The 26113-nt window shown below is 60.6% G+C and carries 22 protein-coding genes; 13 read left to right on the top strand and 9 right to left on the bottom strand.

Annotated elements, in window-relative coordinates; genetic code table 11:
* Positions 1-29: 29 nt before the first annotated feature.
* From BLS60_RS07810 to ampE, 3 genes are all read left to right on the top strand, one after another.
* The gene (locus BLS60_RS07810) at positions 30-2327 is read left to right on the top strand and encodes a DUF1631 domain-containing protein (protein ID WP_092366628.1); all 2298 of its coding nucleotides are present in this window, start codon (positions 30-32) and stop codon (positions 2325-2327) included.
* 149 nt (positions 2328-2476) lie between these two features.
* On the top strand, positions 2477-3037 hold the full coding sequence (ampD, locus tag BLS60_RS07805) for a 1,6-anhydro-N-acetylmuramyl-L-alanine amidase AmpD (protein WP_070880045.1): 561 nt from the start codon (positions 2477-2479) through the stop codon (positions 3035-3037).
* Entirely contained in the window at positions 3037-3873 is an 837-nt protein-coding gene (gene ampE / locus BLS60_RS07800; protein WP_092366625.1) for a regulatory signaling modulator protein AmpE, read from the top strand. Before ampD ends, ampE begins: the two co-directional genes overlap by 1 nt.
* 7 nt (positions 3874-3880) lie before the next feature.
* On the opposite strand, the gene BLS60_RS07795 is transcribed toward ampE, so the two are convergent.
* On the bottom strand, positions 3881-4666 hold the full coding sequence (locus tag BLS60_RS07795) for a TatD family hydrolase (protein WP_092366622.1): 786 nt from the start codon (positions 4664-4666) through the stop codon (positions 3881-3883).
* Between the two features lie 146 nt (positions 4667-4812).
* On the opposite strand from BLS60_RS07795, the gene BLS60_RS07790 reads away from it, so the two are divergent.
* Positions 4813-6873, top strand: a complete 2061-nt coding sequence (locus tag BLS60_RS07790; RefSeq protein ID WP_092366619.1) for an AsmA family protein — start codon at positions 4813-4815, stop codon at positions 6871-6873.
* On the opposite strand, the gene cra is transcribed toward BLS60_RS07790, so the two are convergent.
* A complete protein-coding gene (gene cra, locus BLS60_RS07785; RefSeq protein ID WP_092366616.1) occupies positions 6863-7852 on the bottom strand; it encodes a catabolite repressor/activator in 990 nt (329 codons plus the stop codon). The genes BLS60_RS07790 and cra overlap by 11 nt on opposite strands.
* A gap of 150 nt (positions 7853-8002) precedes the next feature.
* Between cra and ptsP the strand changes: the two genes are divergently transcribed.
* The 3 genes from ptsP to BLS60_RS07770 are packed head-to-tail and all read left to right on the top strand — an operon-like array spanning position 8003 to position 13569.
* Positions 8003-10879 (top strand): phosphoenolpyruvate--protein phosphotransferase, encoded by a 2877-nt coding sequence (ptsP, locus tag BLS60_RS07780; RefSeq protein ID WP_092366613.1) that lies wholly within the window; start codon positions 8003-8005, stop codon positions 10877-10879.
* Positions 10879-11814, top strand: a complete 936-nt coding sequence (gene pfkB, locus BLS60_RS07775) for a 1-phosphofructokinase (RefSeq protein WP_092366610.1) — start codon at positions 10879-10881, stop codon at positions 11812-11814. The genes ptsP and pfkB overlap by 1 nt, the downstream gene beginning before the upstream one ends.
* 15 nt (positions 11815-11829) lie before the next feature.
* Complete coding sequence (locus BLS60_RS07770) at positions 11830-13569, top strand: fructose-specific PTS transporter subunit EIIC (protein WP_092366607.1); 1740 nt, start codon at positions 11830-11832, stop codon at positions 13567-13569.
* Between the two features lie 38 nt (positions 13570-13607).
* Here BLS60_RS07770 and crp read toward each other — a convergent pair whose 3' ends face one another.
* Positions 13608-14252, bottom strand: coding sequence for a cAMP-activated global transcriptional regulator CRP (crp, locus tag BLS60_RS07765; RefSeq protein WP_070880037.1), 645 nt, complete (start codon positions 14250-14252; stop codon positions 13608-13610).
* Positions 14253-14672: 420 nt separating this feature from the next.
* Between crp and BLS60_RS07760 the strand changes: the two genes are divergently transcribed.
* On the top strand, positions 14673-15098 hold the full coding sequence (locus tag BLS60_RS07760; RefSeq protein WP_070880036.1) for an OsmC family protein: 426 nt from the start codon (positions 14673-14675) through the stop codon (positions 15096-15098).
* Between the two features lie 39 nt (positions 15099-15137).
* On the opposite strand, the gene coq7 is transcribed toward BLS60_RS07760, so the two are convergent.
* Complete coding sequence (gene coq7, locus BLS60_RS07755) at positions 15138-15785, bottom strand: 2-polyprenyl-3-methyl-6-methoxy-1,4-benzoquinone monooxygenase (RefSeq protein WP_070880035.1); 648 nt, start codon at positions 15783-15785, stop codon at positions 15138-15140.
* Positions 15786-15961: 176 nt separating this feature from the next.
* Here coq7 and BLS60_RS07750 point away from each other — a divergent pair, with 176 nt between their 5' ends.
* Complete coding sequence (locus BLS60_RS07750) at positions 15962-17443, top strand: AAA family ATPase (RefSeq protein ID WP_070880034.1); 1482 nt, start codon at positions 15962-15964, stop codon at positions 17441-17443.
* 9 nt (positions 17444-17452) lie between these two features.
* Here the strand turns inward: BLS60_RS07750 and BLS60_RS07745 are convergent, their stop codons facing one another.
* From BLS60_RS07745 to hemJ, 3 genes are all read right to left on the bottom strand, one after another.
* Positions 17453-18241, bottom strand: a complete 789-nt coding sequence (locus tag BLS60_RS07745) for an SDR family NAD(P)-dependent oxidoreductase (RefSeq protein WP_092366604.1) — start codon at positions 18239-18241, stop codon at positions 17453-17455.
* Positions 18242-18344: 103 nt separating this feature from the next.
* Positions 18345-19334 carry a DUF805 domain-containing protein gene (locus BLS60_RS07740; protein ID WP_092366601.1) on the bottom strand — a complete coding sequence of 330 codons (990 nt, stop codon included), beginning with the start codon at positions 19332-19334 and terminating at the stop codon, positions 18345-18347.
* A gap of 239 nt (positions 19335-19573) precedes the next feature.
* Entirely contained in the window at positions 19574-19999 is a 426-nt protein-coding gene (gene hemJ, locus BLS60_RS07735) for a protoporphyrinogen oxidase HemJ (protein ID WP_070880031.1), read from the bottom strand.
* 326 nt (positions 20000-20325) lie between these two features.
* Here hemJ and BLS60_RS07730 point away from each other — a divergent pair, with 326 nt between their 5' ends.
* The 3 genes from BLS60_RS07730 to erpA all read left to right on the top strand — a co-directional run bounded on the left by BLS60_RS07730 (position 20326) and on the right by erpA (position 21781).
* The gene (locus BLS60_RS07730) at positions 20326-20925 is read left to right on the top strand and encodes a DUF6776 family protein (RefSeq protein WP_244153385.1); all 600 of its coding nucleotides are present in this window, start codon (positions 20326-20328) and stop codon (positions 20923-20925) included.
* A gap of 16 nt (positions 20926-20941) precedes the next feature.
* On the top strand, positions 20942-21352 hold the full coding sequence (locus BLS60_RS07725) for a bactofilin family protein (RefSeq protein WP_092366595.1): 411 nt from the start codon (positions 20942-20944) through the stop codon (positions 21350-21352).
* 75 nt (positions 21353-21427) lie between these two features.
* Positions 21428-21781, top strand: coding sequence for an iron-sulfur cluster insertion protein ErpA (gene erpA, locus BLS60_RS07720; RefSeq protein ID WP_070880028.1), 354 nt, complete (start codon positions 21428-21430; stop codon positions 21779-21781).
* Between the two features lie 61 nt (positions 21782-21842).
* Here erpA and BLS60_RS07715 read toward each other — a convergent pair whose 3' ends face one another.
* The gene (locus BLS60_RS07715; protein WP_092366593.1) at positions 21843-22931 is read right to left on the bottom strand and encodes an anhydro-N-acetylmuramic acid kinase; all 1089 of its coding nucleotides are present in this window, start codon (positions 22929-22931) and stop codon (positions 21843-21845) included.
* A 4-nt stretch (positions 22932-22935) separates the two neighbouring features.
* Positions 22936-24354, bottom strand: a complete 1419-nt coding sequence (locus tag BLS60_RS07710) for a peptidoglycan DD-metalloendopeptidase family protein (protein WP_092366590.1) — start codon at positions 24352-24354, stop codon at positions 22936-22938.
* A gap of 208 nt (positions 24355-24562) precedes the next feature.
* On the opposite strand from BLS60_RS07710, the gene tyrS reads away from it, so the two are divergent.
* Complete coding sequence (gene tyrS / locus BLS60_RS07705; protein WP_092366587.1) at positions 24563-25762, top strand: tyrosine--tRNA ligase; 1200 nt, start codon at positions 24563-24565, stop codon at positions 25760-25762.
* The last annotated feature ends 351 nt before the right edge of the window (positions 25763-26113 follow it).

Raw genomic sequence — 26113 nt, 5'->3', positions numbered from 1 at the left:
TCCGCCAGCGCCGTGCGCAGGAGATCGTGATGAAAACCGATGCCAACGTAGTGCATCTGAACAAAATGGTTTCTGATACGGCTCACTCCGCTGCCGGCAGGCTACCCGCGTCTCTGATTCAGGTTCGGGACCGGGCTGCCAATCAGCTCAAGCAGGCGCTGCAGGCGTTGTTCGATAATGCCGACGACACCCTGTTCGACATGGCCGACCGTGCCACCAGCAACGCTGAACAGAACGCCTTCTTTGAAGCCATGCGCGACTTGCGTCTCAAGCGCAAGGGCATCGAGCGTGGCTTCCTGCAGAAGGTCTTCGAATCCTTTTCCAGCCTCAATCACTATGTAGTCGGTAAGCCGCCGACGCTCGACGCGGTGTCGTTCGACAGCCTGTCTCTGGTGCAGAACGATGAGCTGGAAGAAACCGTCGCGCTGGACTCGATGATCGCCAAGGTGCTTAGCCGTGATCATGTCGCGCTGACGCACCTGACCACGCGGCTCAACGTCGTGGTCAGCAAGAAACTCGATGATAAATCCAATCCGCTTGGCCCTGTCTCGCTCAGCGAGCTGTTCCTGGATTCTTGCAGCGGTCTGGGCGTCGAGATCAAGGTCAAGCTGATCATCCTCAAGCTGTTCGAGAAATACGTGCTCAGCGGACTCGAGCAGCTGTACAGCGACGCTAATGCAATGCTTGTCGAAGCCGGGGTGTTGCCCGAGTTGAAATCTGCGCCACCGCGCCGCAGTTCCAGCCATTCCCGTCCCGATCGTCACGAGCAGGCAGATAGCGCGGAGCGCGCTTCGCCCGCTTACCTGGACGATGATGTGCGTGAAGTGTTCGGCGCGTTGCAGGAACTGCTTTCGCAGAGCCGCGATGGCCTGCCCTCGCGCCGCCAGGCGCCGGCAGACGCCATGCCGATTTCCACCAATGACCTGATGCGCTTGCTGTCGCACATGCAACAGCGTGCGCCGATTCAAGCGCCGATGGATGTTGATCTGCGCGCACAGCTGGAGCATCTGCTAACCCGTGCCAGCGTCAAGAGCGGTCGCGTGCGGGTGGTCGGTGAGGTCGACGAAGACGTCATCAACCTGGTATCGATGCTGTTCGAATTCATTCTCGACGACCGCAGCCTGCCCGACTCGCTGAAGGCGCTGATCGCGCGTCTGCAGATTCCGATGCTCAAGGTCGCGGTGCTCGACAAAACCTTCTTTAGCCGCGGAAGCCACCCCGCGCGTCGCCTGCTCAATGAGATTGCGACGGCCGCACTGGGTTGGGGTGATCATGATCACAACCAGCGTGACAGCCTTTATCAGAAGATCGAACAGGTGGTGCAGCGGCTGCTCAACGACTTCACCGATGATCCTGCGATCTTCTCCGAACTGTTGACCGACTTCCTTGCCTTTATCGGCGACGAACGTCGGCGTAGTGAGCTGCTCGAGCAGCGCACCCGGGATGCCGAAGAGGGCAGTGCCCGTGCGGAGCTTGCCCGCCGCGAAGTTGAGCATGCGCTGAACGAACGCCTGCTCGGCAAGACCCTGCCAGAAGTAGTGGTGCGTCTGCTGCGCGAAGCGTGGAGCAAGGTGATGATGCTGACTTGCCTCAAGCACGGCACCGACTCCGAGCAATGGCAGGCTTCGCTGGCGACCATGGATGAGCTGATCTGGAGCGTCGAACCTCAGGAAAGCCCCGAAGCTCGCCTGCGCTTGCTCGAACTGGTGCCCGGCTTGCTGAAAGCGTTACGCGAAGGCATGACCAGCGCGGCATTCGATCCGTTCTCTACCAGCGAATTTTTCGCCCAGCTGGAAGCGCTGCACGTTCAGGCCTTCCAGCGCTTCAAACGTGCCCAGTTCGACAGCGAGCGCTCTGCGTCTAACGACTCCGAAGAGGTTCAGCGCTCAGCGCTGTCTTCCCTGGGGCTGGAATTGCCGCTGTTGGAATTGCCACCTGAAGACGAAGAGAGCGTCTCGGCGATGGTCGAGGTGGTTGATCAGATTGTCCTGCTGGCGCCTGGTCAGGCCTGCGCCCAGGAAGACGAGCCCGTTCTGGCCGATGACGACGAAGCACTGCAGCAGGTCGATTCCCTGCGCGTGGGGAGCTGGGTCGAGTTCCAGGAAGATGAAGAGCACAAGCTGCGCTGCAAGCTTGCAGCCATCATCAAGCCGACCGGCAAGTTCATCTTCGTTAACCGCACAGGTATGAAGGTGCTGGAAAAGACTCGCACAGGCCTGGCTCTCGAGTTCCGTCGCGATGCCATCCGCCTGCTGGACGATGCCTTGCTGTTCGACCGTGCGTTAGAGTCGGTGATTGGCAATCTGCGTCGCCTCAAGGGCGCATGAGTCGTTAGGCTCTTGCCATTGCTCGGTGTCACTCCCTCGCGGCCTAATCGGGCCGCGAGTCGTTTCAGACCACCTGTTAATGCCGCTGCCACGCCGCTTGCGCTGAAATGCAATCAGCCCCTAGAGTGTGCGCTCGTTCGGGAGCGCTTATGCACAGGTCACTCGACGACGGCTGGTATCACGGGATTCAGCGTTGTCCTTCACCCAATTTCAATGAGCGCCCGCTGGGTGAAATATCCCTGCTGGTGATTCACAACATCAGCTTGCCGCCTGGCCAGTTCGGTACCGGGCAGGTGCAGGCGTTCTTCAGTAACTGCCTGCAGGCCGATGCTCACCCGTATTTCGCCGGTATCGCCAGCATGACGGTGTCGGCACATTTCCTGATCGAGCGTGACGGCACGGTCACTCAGTTCGTGTCCTGTCTGGATCGCGCCTGGCATGCAGGTGTTTCCTGCTTTGAGGGCAGAGACAGCTGTAACGACTTTTCCCTGGGAATCGAACTCGAAGGCACCGATCACCTGCCGTTCACGGACGCCCAGTACGCTGCCCTGATAGAACTGACCCGTGCGCTGCAGCGTGCCTATCCGGCGATTACCAACCAGCGCATCTGCGGGCACAGCGATATCGCGCCCGAGCGCAAGACCGATCCCGGGCCCGAATTCGACTGGGCGCGGCTGCGCTCGGCATTGATGACTGATAAGGAGGCATGATGAGTTTCCTGGTGTTGCTGTTGGTGGTGTGGATTGAAAAGTTCTCATCCTGGCGCCAGCGTGTTCAGCAGGATGAGCCCTGGCTGCGCGCGCTCGGGCGTCTGCAGCGGAGCGGCACGACGAGCGATTCGCCCTGGCTGGCGATCGTTTTGCTGGTCGGCATCCCATTGGTATTACTTGCGCTGCTATTGAAGCTGCTGGCCCCGTTGGCCTATGGCTGGCTGTTGCTGCCGGTGCATCTGCTGGTGGTGATCTACAGCCTGGGTCGTGGCGACCTGCTGGCCGCTCTGGGGCCCTTCCGCGACAGCTGGCGGCGCGGTGACAGTGAGGCGGCTTATCTGGTAGCGCAGCGTGATCTCGGCGTGGATGGCGAAGGTGAGGCTACCTTGTTGCCAAACGTGCAGACGTTCATGGTCTGGCAGGCCTACCAGAGCTTCTTTGCGGTGATCTTCTGGTATGTCCTGCTTGGCCCGGTGGCTGCGCTTGCCTATCGATTGCTGGCGTTGCTCGTCGAGCATTCGCAGGCCGATGCACTGCGTGAGCGGGCAGGGCAGCTGCGGCATGCCTTCGACTGGTTGCCAGTGCGGGTGCTGGCGGCCAGCTTTGCACTGGTCGGCAATTTCATTGCGGTGAGCCGCGCACTTCTTCACGAGGCGTTGAGCTGGGATATCTCCGCAGCGCAACTGGCGTCCGGCGCTGCCCGCGCCGCAGCCGAAACACCAGGTCCGACGCTCGGTGAGGCGGGTGTCGCGACCCTCGACAGCCTCTGGCAATTGCTGGTGCGCGCGGCGATCCTCTGGTACGCGGCTATCGCCTTGTGGACGCTGTTTTCCTGAGGCTCGCCTAGAGGCTGCGCCAGCCGAAAAGCTCCATCGCGTTCCGGCTGCTGGCCTCGGCCAGCCGTTCTGGCGCAATGTCCAGTAACTGCGCCAGGTTGCTGCAAATGTCAGGCAGGTGAACGGGGCTATTGCGCACATTCGGGTACATGGCCGGCGCCATGTCCGGTGAGTCGGTCTCCAGCACCAGCGCCTCCAGCGGCAACCGGGTAATGATCTGACGCAGGCGTTTGGCCTGTGGCCAGGTTGGCGCACCGCCCAGGCCAAGCTTGAATCCTAGCTTGAGGTATTCCCTGGCTTCCTCATAGCTGCCCGCGAAAGCATGGATGATTCCGGCGCGCTGCAGCTTGAAGCGTTTCAAGGTGGCGATCACCGGCGCATGAGCGCGCCGTACGTGCAGCAATACCGGCAGTTCGAAGCGCTCGGCGAGAGCCAGTTGCGCTTCGAATAATGTCTGCTGGCGCTCACGGTTTAACTCTTCCACGTAGTAATCGAGACCAAACTCGCCAATTGCGCAGAGCTTGGCATGGCCGTGGAGGCGTTCCAGCCAGCCTTGCAATGCCTGCAGGTGGTCCGGCATATGCTTGTCGAGGTAAACCGGGTGCAGGCCAAATGCGCCATACAGGCCGTCGTGCTGCTGAACCTGATCCCACACGCGCTGCCAATTGTCCTGAGCGACGCCCAGCACCACCATGCGCTGAACACCACGCCCGCGTGCCTGGCCGATAACGTCGCTGCGGTCGGCGTCGAAGTCTTCAAAGTCGAGATGGGTGTGGGTGTCGATCAGATTCATGGCGCGCTACCAGGGTGACGGATAGTTGGATAATGAGGGCCGGTGTACATATCTGATGCAAGATTCGGTGAGTCATTATCGGTCTTGGCCAGTCGAATCTCTAGGCAAGGCGGTTGTGGGGATCGCCAACAGCAAGGGGCGACCGCATGACGCGTCTTCGTAAGATAGTAGGTTGGTGTTTTGCCAGCCTGTTGTTATTGATCGCAGCGCTGATGTTATTTCTGGTGCTGTTCGACTGGAACCTGCTCAAACCGACAATCAACGCGCGCGTATCCGAGGCGCTCAACCGTCCTTTCGCCATTGAAGGCAACCTCGCCGTGACTTGGCAGCGCGAGCGCGATGAGCCCGGTCTGCGCGCCTGGATTCCCTGGCCCCACGTATCAGCTGAGCAGCTCAGTCTGGGCAACCCGGAGTGGGCAGAGGGCGAGCATTTCGTCAGCCTGCAGCGTGTCGAGGCCAGCCTCTCACCATTGCCGCTGCTGTGGAAAACCGTGTCGATCCCGCGTATTCAGCTGACTGGCGCCGATGCGGCGTTGGAGCGACTCGCTGACGGTCGGGACAATTGGACGCTGGATCTTGGCGAACAGGAACAACCCGAGGAAGCGCCGGCGTCGCCGTGGGTCATGGACATCGGCACCATCGGATTCGATACGGCGCGGGTGCGCTTCGACGACCAGACGTTGCCGGCCAGCGTCAACCTACAGGTCGAGCCACTTGGCGAACCCATCGCGTTCAATGAAATCGTTGCTAAAGCCGCTAGCCAGCCAGGCGATGACACCGCCGTGACACCGCAAGACTACGCATTCGCCTGGCAAGCCAAGGGACGCTACAAAGGGCAGGCGCTCAGTGGTAATGGCCGCATTGGCGGTTTGCTGGCGTTGCAGGATGCTCGCCAGCCATTCCCGGTGCAGGCCGACGTGCGCGCCGGCACCACCCGCGTGCAGGTTGCCGGCACGCTGACCGACCCGAAGAACCTGGGTGCGCTGGATCTGCGCCTGCGCTTGTCCGGCACCAGCTTGGGCAACCTGCACCCATTGACCGGCGTGACGCTGCCGGACACCCCAGCCTACTCGACCGATGGCCGACTGATCGCTCAATTGCAGGACCCGGATGGCCCGCTGTTTCGCTATGAGAAGTTCAATGGGCGTATCGGTGACAGCGATATTCATGGTGACCTGACATTCGTGGCGCGTGAGCCGCGGCCAAAACTGTCCGGTGCGCTGGTATCCAACCAGCTGCGCTTCGCCGACCTGGCCCCGCTGATCGGTGCCGATTCGAACACCGAGAAAAAACAGCGAGGCGCCGCCAGTACGCAGCCGAGCGACAAGGTACTGCCGGTCGAGGAATTCAAGACCGAGCGCTGGCGTGACATGGATGCTGACGTCAGTTTCACCGGCAAGCGTATCGTGCACAGCGACGATTTGCCGTTCACCGACCTGTACACCCATGTGGTGCTCAACGAAGGCCAACTCAGCCTTGAACCGTTGCGCTTCGGCGTAGCCGGAGGGCGTCTCGATTCGAGCCTGCGTCTGGATGGCCGCGGCACTCCGCTCAAGGCCCAGGCCCAGCTAAGTGCTCGCAATTTCCGCTTGCGCCAGTTGTTCCCCAGCGTAGAAGTGATGCAGAGCAGTTTGGGTGCGTTGAACGGTGATGCGACGATCAGCGGTACCGGCAACTCGGTGGCGACCCTGCTGGGCAGCGCCAACGGCCGGATCAAACTGCTGATCAACGACGGTCGGGTCAGCCGCAACCTGATGGAAATTGCCGGTTTGAATGTGGGCAACTACGTGGTCGGCCGTCTGTTCGGTGATAACGAGGTGGAGATCAATTGCGCCGCCGCCAACCTGAATATCAAACAGGGGGTGTTGAAGCCGGAGCTGATGGTCATCGATACCGAAAATGCCTTGATCGGCATGGACGGCACGGTGAACTTCGCTAACGAGCAGCTCGACCTGACCATTACCCCAGAGTCCAAGGGCTTCCGGGTGTTCTCATTGCGATCGCCGCTCTATGTGCGTGGGACCTTCAAGAACCCGCGCCCAGGCGTGGAGGCCGGTCCTTTGGTGCTGCGCGGTGCCGGTATGCTGGCGTTGGGCGCCTTGGTGGCGCCTGCCGCCGCGCTGGTCGCATTGGTCGTGCCCAGCGGTGATGAGCCTAACGAATGTGCGCCGCTGCTCGAGCAAATGCGTCAAGGCGCTAGCCGTTGAAACGGACCTTCAAGTTACGCTCGATGGCATCCAGGCCAGGCGCATAGGTGCCCTCGAGCGCCTCGAGCAGACGCTGAAAGACCCGTTCAGCGATCTGCTCATGTTGCTGTGAGATGGCGTTGACGCGCATGGGCAGAAAATCCAGCAGCTGGGCATCACCGAAGGTGCCGAGCCGTAAGCGTTTGGTAGCCGCTTCGGGGCGTTCTTGGAGGGCATCGAGCACGCCTTCGAGCAGCACGTAGGCAGTGGTTACCAGTACGTCAGGTAACTCGCCTTCAGTCATCAACGCGACCATCTGCCGGTAGCCCCACTGGCGACTGAACTGCTCACCATGGCTGACATTTATCTCACCATCGAAACCCGCCAATGCGTCACGGAAGCCCTGCTCACGCGCCTGACTGATCGGTAACTCCGGGCGTGCGCCAATCAATGCTGCTCGATGTTGTACCGGTTGCAGCAGGCTGCGGGTCAATTGTTCGCCAGCCTGGCGGTCATCGCTGATCACCGAATACAGGTGTTCCGGCGTGAGGGCGCGGTCTACCGCGATGACGGGCGTGCCGGAGGCGAGTAGCTGACGATACTCCGGTGCGTCCTGTGGCAGGCAACTGGCGACGATCAGTGCATCGCAGCGGCGTGAGCGGAACAGTTCGAGCAATTGCCGCTCACTGTCAGGGCGATCATCGGAGCTGGCGATCAGCAATTGGTAGCCGGCTTCCCGTGCGCGTTGTTCGAGCAGTTTGGCCAGGCGCGCGTAACTGGGGTTCTCCAGATCCGGCAGGATGAAACCAAGGCAACGGCTTTGTCCGCGGCGCAGTCCGGCGGCCTGGGGGTTGGGTCGGTAGTCGTGTTTCTCGACCACTTCCAGCACCCGTTGCACGGTGGCCGGGCTGATACGGCGCTGGACAGCCTGGCCATTGATCACATAGCTGGCGGTGGTCAACGAGACGCCAGCCAGGCGGGCAATATCGGTCAATTTCACGAAGCGTCTCCTCTGGCAGACTTCAAGGATTACCCATTATCAGGTAACGTGCCAGTACTAGATGAAACGATTCAGCAAGCAAGTCGACTAAGCTAACAAGAATGTCCGCCAAGCCCGCCCACCACGACGGCCTTGCTCGAGGAGAACACCATGCTCGAACTACACCCTTCGCAAATCCAGATGGGCAGGCAAGCCACAGACAAACAGCAGGCGTTGGCCGAGTTGGCCGAAAGCCTGGTCACCGATGGCTTGGTCGCACCCGGTTACCTGGCCGGTATGCAGGCTCGCGAGCAGCAGGGCTCGACGTATTTGGGACAGGGCATCGCCATTCCCCACGGCACGCCGGAAACCCGCGACCAGGTGTTTCAGACCGGTATGCGCCTGATCCAGTATCCCGAGGGTGTGGACTGGGGCGACGGACAGCGTGTGTACCTGGCCATTGCGATTGCCGCGCGCTCTGATGAACACCTGCGATTGTTGCAGCTATTGACCCGCGCCCTTGGCGAAGGTGACTTGAGCCAGGCCCTGCGCGACGCGAAGGATGCCGACGCTATCCTCGCCTTGCTGCAGGGTGCTCCTCAGGAACTGGCGCTGGATAGCCAGCTGGTAGGGCTGGGCGTCAGCGCTGAGGATTTCGACGAGTTGGCCTGGCAGGGCGCTCGCTTGTTGAAGAAAGCAGGCTGCACGTCTTCCGGCTTTTCCGGCAGCCTGGTGCAAGGTGAACCCTTGCCGCTGGGCAATGGCTTGTGGTGGCTGAGCAGCGAGCAGAGTGTCGAACGCCCAGGGCTGGCGTTCGTTACCCCGGTGCAACCGCTGCAACACGGCGGTCAGCCGGTGGCCGGGCTGTTCTGCCTCGCATGCCTGGGTGAAGGGCACCGTAAGGTGCTCGAGCGTCTTTGCGATCTGTTGATTGCCGGTCAGGGTGACGCGCTGGCACATGCCAGCAGCAGCCGTGGCGTGCTCGAAGCACTTGGCGCCGAGCTGCCGCCCGACTGGCCCGCGCTGCGCATCACCTTGGCCAACGCTCATGGGCTACACGCGCGCCCTGCCAAGGCGTTGAGTGAGCTCGCTCAGCGATACAGCGCCGACATTCGCGTTCGTCTCGTTGAGGGTGCTGCCTCCGGTGTCTCGGCGAAGAGCTTGAGCAAGCTGCTGGCCCTCGGTGCGCGCCGTGGTCAGGTGCTGGAGTTCAGCGCCGACCCGTCTATCGCTGACGATGCTCTACCAGCCATCGAGGCGGCGGTTCGCGCTGGCCTGGGTGAAGAGGTCGAGCCGCTGCCGCCGCAGACTGGCGAGGCGGTCGTCGAAAAAACCGCCGTACCCGAAACCGCCAAAGCATCGCTCGCTCCAGCGGCCGGCACACGGTTGCAGGCGGTGCCGGCGTCGCCTGGTATCGCCAGCGGTCCGGCGTTTGTGCGGCGCGTGCCGCGCCTTGATTATCCCGCTGAGGGTGAGGGCGAGGCTGTCGAGCGCACGCGTCTTGATGCTGCTCTGGCGCATATCGATGGCGAGATTCAGCGTCTGGTCGAGCGCAGCCAGGAAGCCAGCATTCGCGATATCTTTGTTACTCATCAGGCGATGCTGCGTGATCCGGCCCTGCGTGAGGATGTCGACGCGCGGCTGGCTGCGGGGGCCAGCGCTCAGGCAGCGTGGATCACCGAGATCGAGGCAGCCGCTGCACAGCAGGAATCCCTGCACGATGCGCTGCTCGCCGAGCGCGCCGCCGACCTTCGTGATGTTGGCCGCCGCGTGTTGGCACAGCTGTGTGGCGTCGAGGCGCCTCAGGAACCGAGCGAGCCCTACATCCTGGTAATGGGCGAGGTCGGCCCTTCGGATGTCGCCAGTCTCGACCGCCAGCGCGTCGCCGGTATCGTCACCGCGCGGGGCGGGGCCACTGCGCACAGCGCGATTATCGCTCGCGCCTTGGGCATTCCCTGTGTGGTCGGCGCCGGTGAAGGCTTGCTGGCTCTGTCGCAAGGTATTTCGCTGCTGCTCGACGGTGAACGAGGCCATGTGTGGGTGGCGCCAGACGCCGCCACGCTGGCACAGGCCGACCGTGAGCGGCAGGCCAGCGAGCTGCGTCGCGAGCGTGCCCATGGCGAGCGCATGCACCCCGCGCGCACACGTGATGGACATGCGGTCGAGGTCGCGGTGAACATCGGTGCCAGTGGTGAGGCTGCTGCCGCGGTCGAGCTGGGCGCCGAAGCGGTTGGCCTGCTGCGCACCGAACTGGTGTTCATGGACCACGCCCAGGCGCCGGACGTGGCAACTCAGGAGGCCGAGTACCGTCGTGTACTCGATGCCTTGCAAGGCCGACCGCTGGTGGTGCGCACGCTGGACGTTGGCGGCGACAAACCGTTGCCTTATTGGCCGATGCCGGAAGAAGAAAATCCCTTCCTCGGGGTGCGTGGCATCCGGCTGACCCTGCAGCGCCCGGATATCATGGAAACCCAGCTGCGTGCCTTGCTGCAGGCGGCCGACGGTCGCCCCTTGCGGATCATGTTCCCGATGGTCGGGCAGCTTGAAGAATGGCGCGCGGCGCGTGAGATGGTCGAGAAACTGCGTCAGGATATTCCGTTGGATGACCTGCAGTTGGGCATCATGATCGAAGTGCCCTCAGCTGCCCTGATGGCCCCGGTCCTGGCCCGCGAGGTGGATTTTTTCAGTATCGGCACCAATGACTTGACCCAATACACCCTGGCCATCGACCGTGGCCATCCCACGCTGTCGGCCCAGGCGGACGGCCTGCATCCCTCAGTTTTGCGTTTGATAGGCATGACTGTCGAAGCGGCCCATGCCGAAGGCAAATGGGTTGGCGTGTGCGGTGAACTGGCGGCTGACATGCTCGCCATTCCGCTACTGGTCGGTCTGGGCGTGGATGAACTGAGCGTTGCGGCTCGTAGTATCCCCCTGGTCAAAGCGCGGGTGCGCGAGCTGGATCTTCATCACAGCCAGGTTCAGGCTCAGCAGGCACTGACGCTGGGCAGCGCCGCCGCAGTGCGTGCGCTGGTCGAGGAGACCCACTGATGGCGCGCATTCTTGCTCTGACCCTGAACCCGGCGCTGGACCTTACCGTCAGCCTCGACACCCTGCAGCCCGGAGCGGTCAATCGCAGCCTGGGCATGACCAGCCATGCCGCAGGCAAGGGGCTCAATGTCTCCCAGGTGCTGGCCGATCTCGGTCACAAGGTCACCGTCAGTGGCTTTCTTGGCCAGGCCAATGCTGCGCCGTTCGAGCAGCTGTTCCACCGGCGCGGATTCATCGATGCGTTCGTGCGTGTGCCAGGCGAGACCCGCAGCAATATCAAGCTTGCCGAGCGGGACGGCTGCGTTACCGATCTCAACGGCCCGGGGCCGGACGTCGACGCAGCGCACCAGGCGCAGTTGCTGGAGCAGCTCGAGCAGATTGCCTTAGGGCACGACGCGGTGGTCGTCGCTGGCAGCCTGCCGCGCGGTGTGACGGTCGAGTGGTTCGGTGCGCTGCTGAAGCGCCTGGCGGGGCTTGGCTTGCCGCTGGCGCTGGATACCAGTGGGGCGGCGTTGCGTGTCGGACTGACCGCCGGTCCCTGGTTGATCAAACCCAACGAGGAAGAACTGGCTGAGGTTTGCGGCCTGGAGTCGCCTTCAACGGAGCGTCTCGATGACGCCGTCCGTGCGTTGCGTGATGGCGGTATCGACCATGTGCTGCTGTCGCGCGGTGCCCTGGGCGCCGATTGGTTCGGCCCTCATGGCGTGCTGCATGCGCAGCCGCCACAGGTCGAGGTGGTCAGCACCGTGGGAGCCGGCGACTCGCTGCTTGCCGCGACGCTGCACGGTCTTCTCAGCGATTGGCCGGCCGAGCGCACGCTGCGCCTGGCGACGGCAGTGGCGGCTCAGGCGGTCACGCAAATCGGTTTCGGTATTCATGATCGGCAACAGCTCGCCCGCCTGGAAGCGGCGGTGGCTGTGACGTCGAAACAATAACAAGAGGTCGTTGCAATGAATGTGCTGATCATTACTGCCTGCCCCAACGGCCAGGTCACCAGCGTTCTCTGTTCGCGCCTGCTGCAGGCTGCTGCGGAGCGTCTGGGTTGGTCGACCCAGGTTGAAGTGCATGACCCCAAGGCCATCGGCTCGCCGCTGAGTGACGCCGATATTGCCGCGGCGCAGCTGGTGCTCGTGGTCAAGACCGGTGAGCTGGATCTGCAGCGCTTTGTCGGCAAGCGGGTGGTGCAATCCACGCCGTCCGAAGCGCTGGCCGACCCCAAGCAGTTTTTACGGGTCGCTGCCGAACAGGCTCAGGTACTGGAGAACGTGGCACCGGTGGCTGCTGCATCGGCATCGGACAAACCGAGACTGGTAGCAATTACTGCCTGCCCGACCGGCGTCGCCCACACTTTCATGGCGGCAGAGGCGTTGCAACAAGCTGCCGAGCAATTGGGCTTCGACCTTAAGGTGGAGACTCGCGGTTCGGTCGGTGCGCGCAACCTGCTCGACGAGGCCAGCATCGCGGCCGCCGATGTGGTGCTGCTGGCGACTGACATCGAAGTCGAGACGGATCGCTTCGTCGGTAAGAAAGTTTACCGCTGTGGCACCGGTGTCGCGCTGAAACAGCCTAAGCAGACTCTGCAAAAAGCCTTGGCCGAAGCCGCGCCGCTACAGGGCACAGGGCAGTCGCAAACTGCCGACAGTGCCAAGTCGGGCAGCAAGAGCGGGCCGTACAAGCATCTATTAACCGGCGTGTCGTTCATGCTGCCGATGGTGGTGGCGGGTGGTCTGTTGATCGCTCTGTCCTTCGTGTTCGGCATCGAGGCGTTCAAGCAGGAAGGTACGCTACCTGCGGCATTGATGAAAATCGGTGGCGAGGCTGCCTTCGCACTCATGATTCCGGTGCTGGCCGGTTACATCGCCTACTCGATTGCGGACCGTCCGGGGCTAGCGCCGGGGATGATTGGCGGCATGCTGGCCAGCGCTCTGGGTACCGGTTTCCTCGGGGGCATCATTGCCGGTTTCCTCGCCGGGTATCTGGCCTTGGCGCTCAATCGCTGGTTGCGCCTGCCGCAGAGCATCGAAGCGCTCAAGCCGATCCTGCTGATCCCATTGTTGGCGAGTTTGGTCACGGGGCTGGCAATGATCTATGTGATCGGCACCCCGGTCGCCGGGATCATGGCGGCGCTGGAGGTGTTCCTGCAAAACATGGGCACCACCAATGCCATCCTGCTTGGGCTTCTACTCGGCGGCATGATGTGCGTGGACCTTGGTGGGCCGATCAACAAGGCGGCCTATGCGTTTTCTGTTGGCCTGCTCGCATCGCAGAGCTATGCCCCGATGGCTGCTACCATGGCCGCGGGCATGGTGCCGCCCATTGGTATGGCCATCGCTACGGTGCTGGCGCGACGCAAGTTCAGCCAGACCGAGCGAGAGGCCGGCAAGGCTGCAGGGGTGCTGGGGTTGTGCTTCATATCCGAGGGGGCGATTCCCTTTGCCGCGAAAGACCCGCTGCGGGTTATCCCGGCCAGCATCGCTGGTGGCGCCCTGACCGGCGCGCTGTCGATGTATTTCGGCTGCAAGCTGATGGCCCCGCACGGTGGGTTGTTCGTGCTGCTGATTCCCAACGCGATCAATCATGCGCTGCTGTATCTGCTGGCGATCGTGGCGGGCAGCCTGGTGACCGGCGTGGTCTACGCGCTGATCAAGCGGCCTGAAGTCGAGGCCCTGACGGTTGCCGCCAAGGCCTGAGAAGGGAGCCCGGTATTCTTGAATACCGAGCCGACGATTCAGCGAGTACCGAACACCACCATGGTCTTGCCTTTGACGTGGACCAGGCCCTGCTCTTCCAGTGCCTTGAGCACACGGCCAACCATCTCTCGCGAACAACCAACGATGCGGCCGATTTCCTGACGGGTGATCTTGATCTGCATGCCGTCGGGATGGGTCATCGCATCTGGCTGTTTGCACAGATCCAGCAGGGTGCGCGCGACACGTCCGGTAACGTCGAGGAATGCGAGGTCACCTACCTTGCGGGTGGTATTGCGCAGGCGCTCGGCCATTTGCGTGCCCAGGGCGAACAGGATGTCGGGATCCTGCAGGGTCAGCTCGCGGAACTTGGTATAGGTCAGTTCCGCGACCTCACATTCGGTTTTTGCCCGGACCCAGGCGCTGCGCTCTTTCTCTGCGCCTTCCTTACCAAACAGGCCCATCTCACCGAAGAAATCTCCCGGGTTGAGATAAGCGATGATCATCTCGCGGCCGTCGTCGTCTTCGATCAGGATGGTGACCGATCCCTTGACGATGAAGTACAAGGTTTCGCTGCGATCGCCTGCGTAAATGATGGTGCTCTTGGCGGTATAGCGGCGGCGATGACAATGGGCGAGAAGTTTGTCGAGGTTTTTGACTTTCGGAGTGAGGGTAATTGCGACCATGCCTGAATCCCGAATATAGAAATATAAGCCCGTGACAGGCGTGATGAGTGACGCTGTCCAGACCCAAATGCTCGACTATTTCGCATGGGATGTGGGTTCTCAGGCGATGGCTGGATTGGCCATGAAAGCAAAAGAACCTTACCTGTTCTGTAGCGAAATGACGTTGTGTGCAACGTAGTGGAGTCGATAGCGCGTTGGTAACTGTCTTGTTCTTATAACCGAGGTAACGAACCGGTTTATCTCGGTGCCGGCAGATTGTGCCATTGATTCGGCATCATTATTGGGCAGGTGAGCGGCCATTGGTCCGTTTTGTGAGACGTGCCACGTTCCGGCGGGGAACTCTAGTCATCGTCGCCGTGAGCAGCGAAATCGCGGGCCTGTGATAAGCTTTGCGGCTTTCAGTTAAGAGGAGCGGCAGCGATGAAGGCGCGTGTTCAGTGGGCAGGCGAAGCGTTGTTTCTCGGCGAATCGGGCAGTGGCCACGCCGTGGTAATGGACGGCCCGCCGGAAAATGGTGGCCGCAATCTCGGCGTCCGGCCAATGGAAATGCTGTTGATCGGCCTGGGGGGCTGCAGCAACTTCGACGTCGTCAGCATTCTCAAGAAGTCCCGTCAGCCGGTCGAAAGCTGCGAAGCCTTTCTCGACGCCGAGCGCGCCAGTGAGGATCCCAAGGTATTTACCAAGATCCATCTGCATTTCGTGGTGAAGGGGCGCGGTCTGAAAGAGGCTCAGGTCAAACGTGCTGTGGAGCTGTCTGCAGAGAAGTACTGCTCGGCGTCGATCATGCTCGGTCGCGCAGGTGTGGAAATTACCCACGACTACGAGATCGTCGAACTCGGTGCTTGAAGCAAAAGGGCGACCCGCGGGCCGCCCTTCTGCTAGTCGTCAAATTCGATAAGCGGTTTTGGTCATGACCTTGGACAGCATCGTCATGCCCAGTTTGACGGGCGCGGGGAAGCGAGCGCCGCCGGCGTTCAGGGCGCTGTTGGCGTGCTCCTGCTCATCGTTGCGCATCTGCTCAAGGATGGCTCTGGATTTGCCGTCCTCCTCGGGGATTTGCTGCAAGTGCTCGTCCAGGTGTTTGACCACCTGGTCTTCCGTAGCAGCGACGAATCCCAGGCTGACGCGATCACTGACCAGCCCGGCCACGGCGCCGACACCGAATGACAATCCATAGAAAAGCGGATTGAGTACGCTCGGATGGCTGTTGAGCTGGCGGATACGCTGTTCGCACCAGGCCAGGTGGTCAACTTCCTCGTCCGCTGCGTGCTCCATGGCCGCGCGAACCTTGGGTAGCTTGGCCGTCAGTGCCTGGCCCTGATACAGCGCCTGGGCGCAGACTTCACCGGTATGGTTGATGCGCATGAGACCAGCGATGTGGCGCGTCTGCTTGCTGTCGAGTTCGGCTTCGGGTTCGACGATGGCGGGCGACGGGCGACTCGGCTGGCCGCTGAAGGGCAGCAGGGTGCGCAGCGCCATATCGGCTTGCAGCAGCAGGCGGTCGACGGGCGAATAATGGCGGTCGTTGGCCATGGGGCTTCTCCGGCGAAGATATGAGCCGCCAGTTTACCGTAAAAGGTCGGGCGTGTTCGGCAGCTGGTGCGGCCAACGCCTGCTAGCGTGTGCTGCGTCTCCCCAGCAGAATCCGTTGCTTGCCCGGCCTGCCGCCAGGCGGGACTATGCTGCTGCCTAACGCATAAGGAGTTGCTGTGAAGAACGATATTCACGACCTGAGCCTAGTGCTCGATTCCAAGGTCAAGTTGGTGCTGATCGAGTCGTGGGATGAGCGCCGGGTTTTGGAAACGCTGACCAGCCTGGCGGTGCGCCGCGGGCTTGGGCTGTTCACCTGGTCTATCACGGCAGGCTTGCAGCGCGGCGGCTTCGCTGGCGAAGCCTATGCTGACAGTGGTAGCCAGGAGCCAGAGGCGGCGCTGCGCCTGATCAAGGCAGATCCGCAGGCGAACCTCTACGTGCTCTGCGACCTGCATCCCTTCCTGGTCGACAATCCCAAGCTGGTGCGCCTGCTCAAGGAAATCGCCATGGCCGACGGCAGCCACGCGCCCACCGTGGTGCTGGTGTCTCATGCGTGCAAGTTGCCGCCGGAAGTGCAGCGTTACGCGGCGCGCTTCAACCTCGCCTTGCCGAGCGAGGATGAGCTGTTGGGCATCGTCCGAGACGAGGCGGCACGCTGGAGCGAGCGCAACCGCAATCGTCGCGTGCGTACCGATAACCGCACCCTGCAGCAGGTGGTGAAAAACCTGCGTGGCATGAGTCACGCCGAAGCCCGTCTGCTGGCGCGCAATCTGATCTGCGATGACGGCGCCATCACCCAGGAAGACCTGCCAGAACTCAACAAAGCCAAGTTCGAGCTGCTCGATCTCGATGGCGTGCTCAGCTATGAATACGACACGGCACGCTTTGCCGACGTCGGTGGCTTGAACAATCTGAAGCGCTGGCTCGGTGAGCGGCAGCGGATATTCTTCGACGGCGCCGGCGTCGATCTGCCCAAGGGGATGATGCTGGTCGGTGTGCAGGGCTCAGGCAAAAGCCTGGCAGCCAAAGCGGTGGCGGGGTTGTGGGGGTTGCCGTTATTGCGGCTGGACTTCGCCTGTCTGTACAACAAGTTCTTTGGCGAAACCGAACGTAATCTGCGTGAGGCATTGAAGCTTGCCGAGCAAATGTCGCCGTGCGTGCTGTGGGTCGACGAGATCGAAAAGGGCCTGGCCAGCGGTGATCAGGACGGCGGTGTCAGTCAACGCGTGCTCGGCACGCTGCTGACCTGGATGTCCGAGCGGAAATCTTCGGTGTTCATGGTCGCCACTGCCAACGTCATCGGCCGCTTACCGCCGGAACTGGTGCGCAAGGGGCGCTTCGACGAAATTTTCTTCGTCGACCTGCCCGAAGCCGACGTCCGTGCCGAGATCTTTCGTATCCATCTGCAGCGCCGTGAGCTAGAGGCTTCCGCATTCGACCTGACCCAGTTGGCCGCTGCCAGCCATGGATTCTCCGGCGCGGAGATCGAGCAGGTTGTGGTCAGCGCGCTGTATGCCGCCCAGGCGCAGCAGCAATCGGTGGATCATGGTCTGTTGATGCGCGGAATCCAGACGACGTCGCCGCTTTCGGTGATCATGGCGGAGCGCTTGGCAGAGCTGCGCGACTGGGCACGGGGGCGTACGGTCAGCGCGAACTGAGAGGTCTCTTCAGGGGCGTCCGAAGCGCCGGTTGAGGCGAGCGACAAGGCGCCGGACTAGAAACCGTGGGGAAAAGCGCGGTGCCAGACACAGTAAACGGTTACGCCAGCCCGGAATGATGATTGCGCGGTTTTTTGCCAAACCCTGCAGGGCGATCAAGGCAACCTCTTCGGCGCTGAGCATCAATTTGCCTTGTTCGAATGAGCTGGCGTCCAGCTTAGCTGTGCGGAAGAACGCGCTGTGAGTGGGGCCCGGACACAGTACCGAGACCTTCACGCCGTAAGGCCGCAGCTCTTCGCGCAAGCCCTCGGAGAAATGCAGGACATACGCCTTGCTCGCGTAATAGTTGCTCATCCACGGCCCCGGTTGGAATGCGGCGATCGAGGCCACATTGAGAATCTGGCCATGACCCCGCCCTGCCATCACCGTGCCAATCGCATGGCACAGTCGCGCAAGGGCCAGAACGTTTACTTCCAGCAATCGTTGCTCCTGGCGCCAATCCTGGGTGACGAAGGCGCCACCGCTACCGATACCCGCGTTGTTGACCAGCAGCTCGATGACCAGACCATTCTGCTCCAGCTCATGCAGCAACCCGGACAGCTGCATGGGCTCGCTGAGATCACAGGTGCGAAATAGCACGTCGACAGAAAATCGCTGAGTCAGCTCACAGGCGATGCTCTCGAGCGCATCGCGCTGGCGGGCAACGAGGATCAGGTTACGCCCGCGGCGTGCCAATGCTTCGGCCAGCGCAAGGCCAATACCACTGGAAGCTCCGGTGACCAGGGCGTAGCGGGGCATGGGGTACTCCTGATGCGATCCATGACGGGCGTATAGCCTATCCGCAACGCACCGGTGTGCGCTGCACTGGCAACGTCATCTGGCACAAATAAATGCAGCCTGGCTATGACCCGCTCACGAGCTGATCGAAGAACAGGCCAAGGATCGCCAGGATGGCGAAGCCGCTCGCGAACACTGCCAGCAGGCCGCCCGCTATCAGGAGGAGAAACAAACCAGCCAGTATATTGACTGCCAGGCTATTGGGCGGTGGCTGGGGACCAAAGCGGTTACTGCCGGCGCTGCCCGGCACCACCAGCATGATGATCCAGAACAGGCTGTTGACGATCGGTACCAGATTGAGCAACCACAGCCAGCCCGTCCAGCCCATGTCATGTAGCCGCTGCACGCCGATCTGGACGCTGATCACCAACATGCCGACGCTGGCAGCGATCACCAGGATGCCACCGAGGGTTTCCGACACCAGGGTAACGGCGGACAGCGCGGCGAAAACGACAGCGAACCCGGCCATCAGCACCAGTGACCAGGCCAGATAGCGTAAGCGGCCGATACGGCCATTGAATGAATTGGCCTTCAACCTGCCGACCTGACCCGCCTGCGGATCGATATCGGCACGTGGCGGCATGTACGGGCTTGGCTGTGTATCGGGTCTACGCGTCGTCGCTAGCGCAGGCGCGCTTTCAGCCAACAGTGCCTGGCGTGCCAGATACTTCTCGATGATCACGCCACACGCTGAGCATTCAGCGGCGGCGCGCTGATGATGACCGCATTTCGGGCAGTCCATCGACTGTGAGGCTTGCTCGGCAGGGGTGGCGATGGCAGCTTTTTCCTCGTCCGTCTCGAGGAGGCTCAGGGCAGCAGCAAGATCCGGCTCCTTGCGCGCACGGGCGCCCGCTCGCTGCAGGACACTCAGATACTGGTTAGCTTCGCTTTCGGCGAGGTCACGCTTCAACGCGATGGGACCTTTGCCGAACAAGCTGTCGATACGCGTGAGATCACTTTTGAACAGACTGGCGAGATTGCTCTTGACCCCGTCCAGCGAAGCGTCGGGCATCAGACTGCCATCGAAAACGATTTTGTAGCGAAGCTGGCTCATGCGCGCGTCCTTGTCTGCACGGGAGGAATGCCGCCGACCCTATCCCGCAGCCTGACCATCGGCAAGACGCCCGTAGAGACTTTCATCCGCAGTTGGGCAGTGGTTCTCAGCTCGCTGAACGGTTCGTCGTTACGGCATCGCTGATGCTCGTCAATCCTGGGTCACCTGGCGTTGATCCCTGGCAGGGGTTGTCTCGCTTCATAAGCAGGCGCGATGCCGAGATAGGTCTCCGAGCACCCTCAGAACGGTTTGACCACCACCAGAATGACGATAGCGATCAGCAGCAATACCGGTGCCTCGTTGAACCAGCGATAGAACACGTGGCTGCGCGTGTTCTCGCCACGGGCCAGGCGTTTGTACATTGCCCCGCAGACGTGGTGATAACCGACCAGTAACACCACCAAGGTCAGCTTGGCGTGCATCCAGCCCTGGCTCATCCAACCGGGTACCAGGACCAGCAGGGCGATGCCGAACACCAGCGTGGCGATCATCGCCGGCGTCATGATCCCGCGGTACAGCTTGCGTTCCATCACGCTGAAACGCTCGCGGCTGGCTTCATCTTCGCTCATGGTGTGGTACACAAATAGCCGTGGCAGGTAAAACAGTCCCGCAAACCAGCAGACCATGGCGATGATATGTAAGGCTTTGATCCACAGGTAAAGCATTGCTATTCCTCAAACGTGATAGGGGCTTCGATACTAGTGTGCGAGGTCTCAATAGTCATGATGGCGGTTGGCCGCAGCCGGGTGCACCTTTATGATCGTCACCTTTACGCACCTTGCAAGAGGCAGCTGATGCCCGCACCCATTACCTTTTCAATCACTTCGGCCGCCTGCTGGCGCTGCCTTCAAGGAAACGACCGCTGATGTCGGGTTGGGAAGTGCGCCCCAGCAACCGCTCCAATGAGCGGCGTCTCCGTAGTGCGCTGATTCTTCTTTTGGTCGCCGCGCCCTGCGCTTTTTATCTTGGAACTTGGTGGCAGGCCAGAGAGATGCAGGTTGAGGGTGTCGACTCGCAAGCATTGCAGGTTCGGCTCGATGAGCAGGCGCGCGAGCTGGATGAGTTACGTCAGCGCATGGCAGTGCTCAGCAGCGGCGAACAACTGGCGCAGCAGTCCAATGAGCAGAGCCGGCAGACCATCAAATTACTCGAAGAGCAGAACTTCAAGCAGCAACAGGAGCTAGCCTTCTATAAAGGCGTTCTGGCACCGGATAGTCGGGCCGATGGGTTGCTCATCCGGAGTGTCGACATTCACCCCACCGAACAGGCGGGTTTGTTCCGCTTCAAGATCATGCTCAGCCGCGTCGGCAAGGATGACAAACCGATGAAGGGGCGCTTGCATGTACAAGTGGATGGTCGTCAGGCTGGCGAGGCGAAAAGCCTGCAATTGCGGCAATTGAGCGATGATCTGCCGAGTGGCGCGACCGAACAATCGATTCCTTTCGCCTTCAAGCACTTGCAAGTCATTCCAGAAGGCGGTCGTTTGGGCGAGCTGCGGCTCCCGGAAGGTTTCGAACCCGTACAAATACGTATCAAGGCCGAGGTCGAGGGTGGCAAACCCGTTGAGCGGCTAATCGAATGGACTGACTGATAAGTGATGGTACGCGATGTGGAATAAAGGCAAGAGTAAGGCAGATATGCAGCGTTTTACTGGCAAAACCAGTTTGATCGCCGCAGGCGCAGCGTTTCGTGGCGATCTTGAATTTCAGGGCGCTGTGCAGATCGACGGTAAAGTGCTGGGCAATCTTCTTACCTTGGAAGGGCTGGTGCGTGTGAGTGTCGACGGGCTGGTTGAAGGCGAGGTGCGTGCTCCCCATATCATCATAGATGGCGAGATCATCGGCGATGTCTATGCCAGTCAGCATGTCGAGCTTGGCCCGCGTGCGCGCGTTCGCGGCAATCTCTACTATGGGTTGATGGAGATGGCCATGGGCGCTCAAGTAGAGGGCGGTTTGCGACCGATCAAGGAGCAGGGCAGGCCACTGGAGCTGCCGGAAAGCGTGGACGACTCACAATAGTTGACCGCTTTTGTAGGGTAAGCGGATAATATAGCGCTACAACGCAGTATGGCGCCTGGCGCCGGGAGATAGAACATGAGCGTCGAAACCTTCACCCCCACAGCAGCGATGCAATTTACGCACGGGGCGGCTAGCAAGGTTAAGAACCTGGTGGATGAAGAGGGCAACCCACGTCTGAAGTTGCGCGTATTCGTCACTGGTGGCGGTTGCTCCGGGTTCCAGTACGGTTTTACCTTCGATGAAGACGTTGCCGATGACGACACCATCATCGAACGTGAGGGTGTCAGCTTGGTCGTTGACCCCATGAGCTTCCAGTACCTGGTGGGCGCCGAGGTGGACTATCAGGAAGGCCTCGAGGGCTCGCGCTTCGTCATCAAGAACCCGAATGCCACGACAACCTGTGGTTGCGGTTCGTCGTTCTCGATCTAAGCTGCATTACCTATGAAAACGCCGCGCATTTGCGCGGCGTTTTTCGTTTAGCCCGTATCGCTTAGGCTGGATAGATCGCACCCAGAACACGCAGGCCGCGCGCGCCGGTGACTTCGGGTCGATTGCCGGGAATATTATTCAGGCAGCAATGGGCCAGCCAGGCAAACGCCATCGCTTCTACCCAATCGGCTGGCACGCCGTGATCATCAGTGCGGCTAACCTTGACGGTGCTAAGCAGCGCCTGCAGTCGGCCAACCAGCGCCTTGTTATGTGCACCGCCGCCGCAAACCAGTAATTCACTGCAATGGGGTTGAGCCTGTCGCAATGAAGCGGCAATGCTTGTGGCAGTGAGTTCGAGCAGTGTTGCCTGCACGTCTTCCGGTCGGTAGCCGGGCTGTGTATCCAGCTGCTGCACCAGCCATGGCAGGTTGAACAGCTCGCGGCCGGTGCTTTTGGGTCCGGTGGCCTGGAAGAAGGTATCGCCAAGCAGTGCATGAAGCAGCGGCTCCTGCACCTGGCCGCTGGCAGCCCAGGCGCCGTCGCGATCATATGACTGGCCGCTGTGATGGTGAATCCAGGCGTCCATCAAGACGTTTCCAGGGCCGCAATCGAAGCCCCGCGCCGGCTTTCCAGTTTCCAGCAGGCTCAGGTTACTGAAACCACCCACATTCAGAATGGCGCGTGCCCCCTCGGGGCTGGCGAACAGCGCCTCATGGAAGGCCGGCACGAGTGGCGCACCCTGACCGCCGGCCGCAACATCTCTGCGGCGGAAGTCGGCCACCACCGTGATGCCGGTGAGTTCGGCAAGCAATGCTGCATTACTGAGCTGGATGGTGAAGCCGCGCGCGGGCTCATGACGCACGGTCTGGCCGTGGCTACCGATAGCGCGAACGGCCTGAGGTGTGAGGTTCTGCTCGGCCAATAGGCTGTGCACACCCTCAGCGACCAACTCTGCCCATTGCTGCTCGGCAATGGCGGCGCGCGCGAGTTCGTCCGCGCCGGAGCTGCAAAGTGCCAGCAATTGGTCGCGGAGCGAGTCGGGGAGGGCTTGGTAATGATGGGCGAGCAACTGGGTGTGCTCGCCTTGCTCGACCAGCGCGATATCCAGCCCATCGAGGCTGGTGCCGGACATCACGCCGATATATAGCATCGGCTTAACGCTTGTTGAGTGCGAGCATGGTGGCTTTTTCCTGATCCATGCGGGCCATCAGTGGTTTGCTCATCTGCAGGAAACGCTGTTTCTCGTTACGAGCGATAGGATCGGACATCGGCAACTTCTGGCTCAGGGGGTCGACGTGGGTGCCGTTAACCTGGAACTCATAATGCAAGTGCGGCCCAGTGGACAGGCCGGTAGTGCCGATGTAACCAATGATCTGTCCCTGCTTCACGCTGCCACCAGTGCGTACGCCTTTCGCGAAACCCTGCATGTGCGCATAGAGGGTGCGATAGCGACTGCCATGCTGCAATACCACGGTATTGCCATAGCCGCCTTTGCGGCCGGCGAGAATCACTTTGCCGTCACCGGCTGCTTTGATTGGAGTGCCGCGTGGGGCCGCATAGTCAACGCCTTTATGAGCGCGGATCTTGTTGAGGATCGGGTGTTTGCGGCCATTGGAGAAGCGCGAGCTGATGCGGGCGAAGTCTACCGGTGTACGGATGAATGCCTTGCGCATGCTGTTGCCGTCGGCATCGTAATAGCTGACGTTGCCCTGCTTGTCGGTGTAGCGCACCGCGGTGTAGGTCTTGCCGCGATTGGTGAAGCGCGCGGAAAGAATATTGCCGGTACCAACGGACTTGTCGGCGACCACCTTCTCTTGATAGATGACCTCGAATTCGTCGCCCTGACGGATGTCCATGGCGAAGTCGATGTCATAGCCAAAGATGTTGGCCAGATCCATGGTCAGGTTGTGCGAGAGACCGGCGCGCTTGGCGGACACGAACAGCGAGCTGTTGATCACACCGTGAGCATAGGCGTCGCGCACGTCCGGCTTGACCAGCTCGCGTTTGAAGTCATAACCCTTGTCGGTTTTGCTCAGACTGACGCTTTCCAGGTCACTGAGTTTGCTGTGCAGGCTTTCCAATTGACCGTCTTCGCTGAGCGTGAACTGCAGCTCCTGACCAACTTTGAGGCGGCTGAGCTGCTTGGCGTCTTTGCTGCTGTTCATCACGTCATGCAAGGTGTTGGCTGACAGGCCAACCTTGCTGAATACCGTACCAAGCGTATCGCCGTTGGCCACCGCTATGGTTTTGTTAAGCGGGTCTTCCGGCGGCAACTCGGCCACCTGTGGTTGTGCGTCGGCTGCGGCGTTCTGCGTGTCATCCGCGCCTTCTATATTCGCGAAGGGCGAGTCGGAAGCTGGCTGTTCTGCGGAGATTTCTGGCGAGGTCGGCGGCAGGCTCTGTTGAACCTGTTCCGAGCCGTTATCCATGTCCAGATTAAGGTAGGTTTTTTTTGCTTCTACTTCACGAGTGGGGAACACCAGAAGGGCCAGGCTGAGCAATGCGGCAACGCCGCTCGCTGCCAGGATATGGGTCTTGGGATAGAGCGGCGGCGCTTTAGTTGTAGAGGTCATAGGGCTGCTTTTTGAAGTGAAAAGATGAAGAGGAAAAGAAGAAAATCATGAATCTGCAGTAACTGTATAAAATATAACCAAATCCAGGCTGAGGCAACCCTGAAGGTGATGGCTGGTGCACCTCTTTTATTGCGCTGGGCAAAACTTGTCATTTGTCGGTGATCTTGTATCGTTAGTTCCCTTTTGCATTCGGTGGTTGTGAGTCCTTATGAAGTCGGTTGAAGAGCAGCTCGCGCTGATCAAGCGTGGCGCGGAAGAAGTCCTGGTTGAGGCGGAGCTGATCGAGAAGCTCAAGCGTGGCGAGCCGCTGCGTATCAAGGCAGGCTTCGACCCGACGGCCCCTGATCTGCATCTGGGGCATACCGTGCTTATTAATAAGCTGCGCCAGTTCCAGGAGCTGGGGCATCAGGTGATTTTCCTGATTGGCGATTTCACCGGGATGATCGGCGACCCGAGCGGCAAGAGCACGACTCGTCCGCCGCTGACCCGCGAGCAGGTTCTGGATAACGCCGAGACCTATAAGCAGCAGGTATTCAAGATTCTCGACCCGGCGAAGACCGAGGTCGCTTTCAACTCCACGTGGATAAATGAGCTGACGCCGGTCGACTTCATTCGTCTGGCTTCGCAGTACACCGTGGCACGTATGCTTGAGCGCGATGACTTCGACAAGCGTTACACCAGCAATCAGCCGATCGCCATCCACGAGTTCCTCTATCCGCTGGTGCAGGGTTACGACTCGGTGGCGTTGCGTGCTGACGTCGAGCTGGGCGGCACCGATCAGAAATTCAACTTGCTGATGGGGCGTGAGCTACAGCGTGCTTACGGCCAGGCCTCTCAGTGTGTGGTCACCATGCCGCTGCTTGAGGGGCTGGATGGCGTGAAGAAGATGTCCAAGTCCCTCGGCAACTATATAGGGATCCAGGAAGCGCCTGGCGTCATGTATAACAAGCTGGTGTCGATGCCGGATGCGCTGATGTGGCGCTACTTTGAATTGTTGAGCTTCCGTTCCATGGATGAAATCGAGCAGTTCAAGGTGGATGTTGAAAGCGGCGCTAATCCGCGTGACATCAAGATCAAGCTGGCCGAGGAGATCGTGGCACGCTTCCATGGCGACGAAGCCGCTGCCAGCGCACATCGTTCTGCCGGCAACCGTATGAAGGAGGGCGAGTTGCCGGAAGATCTGCCTGAGGTCGAGCTGGTCTCGGTTGAGGATATGCCGATCGCCGCTCTCCTTAATAAAGCAGGGTTGGTAAAGAACGCTGCGGTCGCTCGCGACTTGTTGGGGTCTGGCGGTGTGCGGGTGGATGGGCAGGTCGTGGATCGCGCGTTCCTATTTAAGGTAGGTGCTACTCACGTTTGCCAAGCCGGCAAGAAGGCTTTTGCGCGTATTACGCTGAAATTCGAATAAACCTGAAATAAACGGTTGACCTAGGAATCTGGCGGCCTATAATGCGCACCACTTCCGGCGTGGCCTGATCTGAAAACTCCTTGTAAAACAAGAAGTTAGATGAAAATAAAGGTTGCACGGACGGCGAATTCGAGTAGAATGCGCCGGCATCGACAGGGTGGTTTGGGTGGCTCTGTTGATGGTTCGATCAGGTTTGATCGAAGGCGGTAAAGAGGGTGTTGACAGCGGTTTGTAACGCTGTAGAATGCGCCTCCCGCTGGAGAGAAGATGATCTGGTGGGGCGCTGCAAGGTGTTGAGAAGAAAGAAAAAATTCTTCAAAAACAGCTTGACAGGAAATGAGGCTGCTGTAA

Origin of the sequence: Phytopseudomonas seleniipraecipitans, assembly GCF_900102335.1 — a bacterium.
In the GTDB taxonomy this organism is placed as follows: Bacteria; Pseudomonadota; Gammaproteobacteria; order Pseudomonadales; family Pseudomonadaceae; genus Aquipseudomonas; species Aquipseudomonas seleniipraecipitans.
Note: the sequence above shows the minus strand (reverse complement) of the source record. Positions and strands in the feature narration are given on the sequence as shown.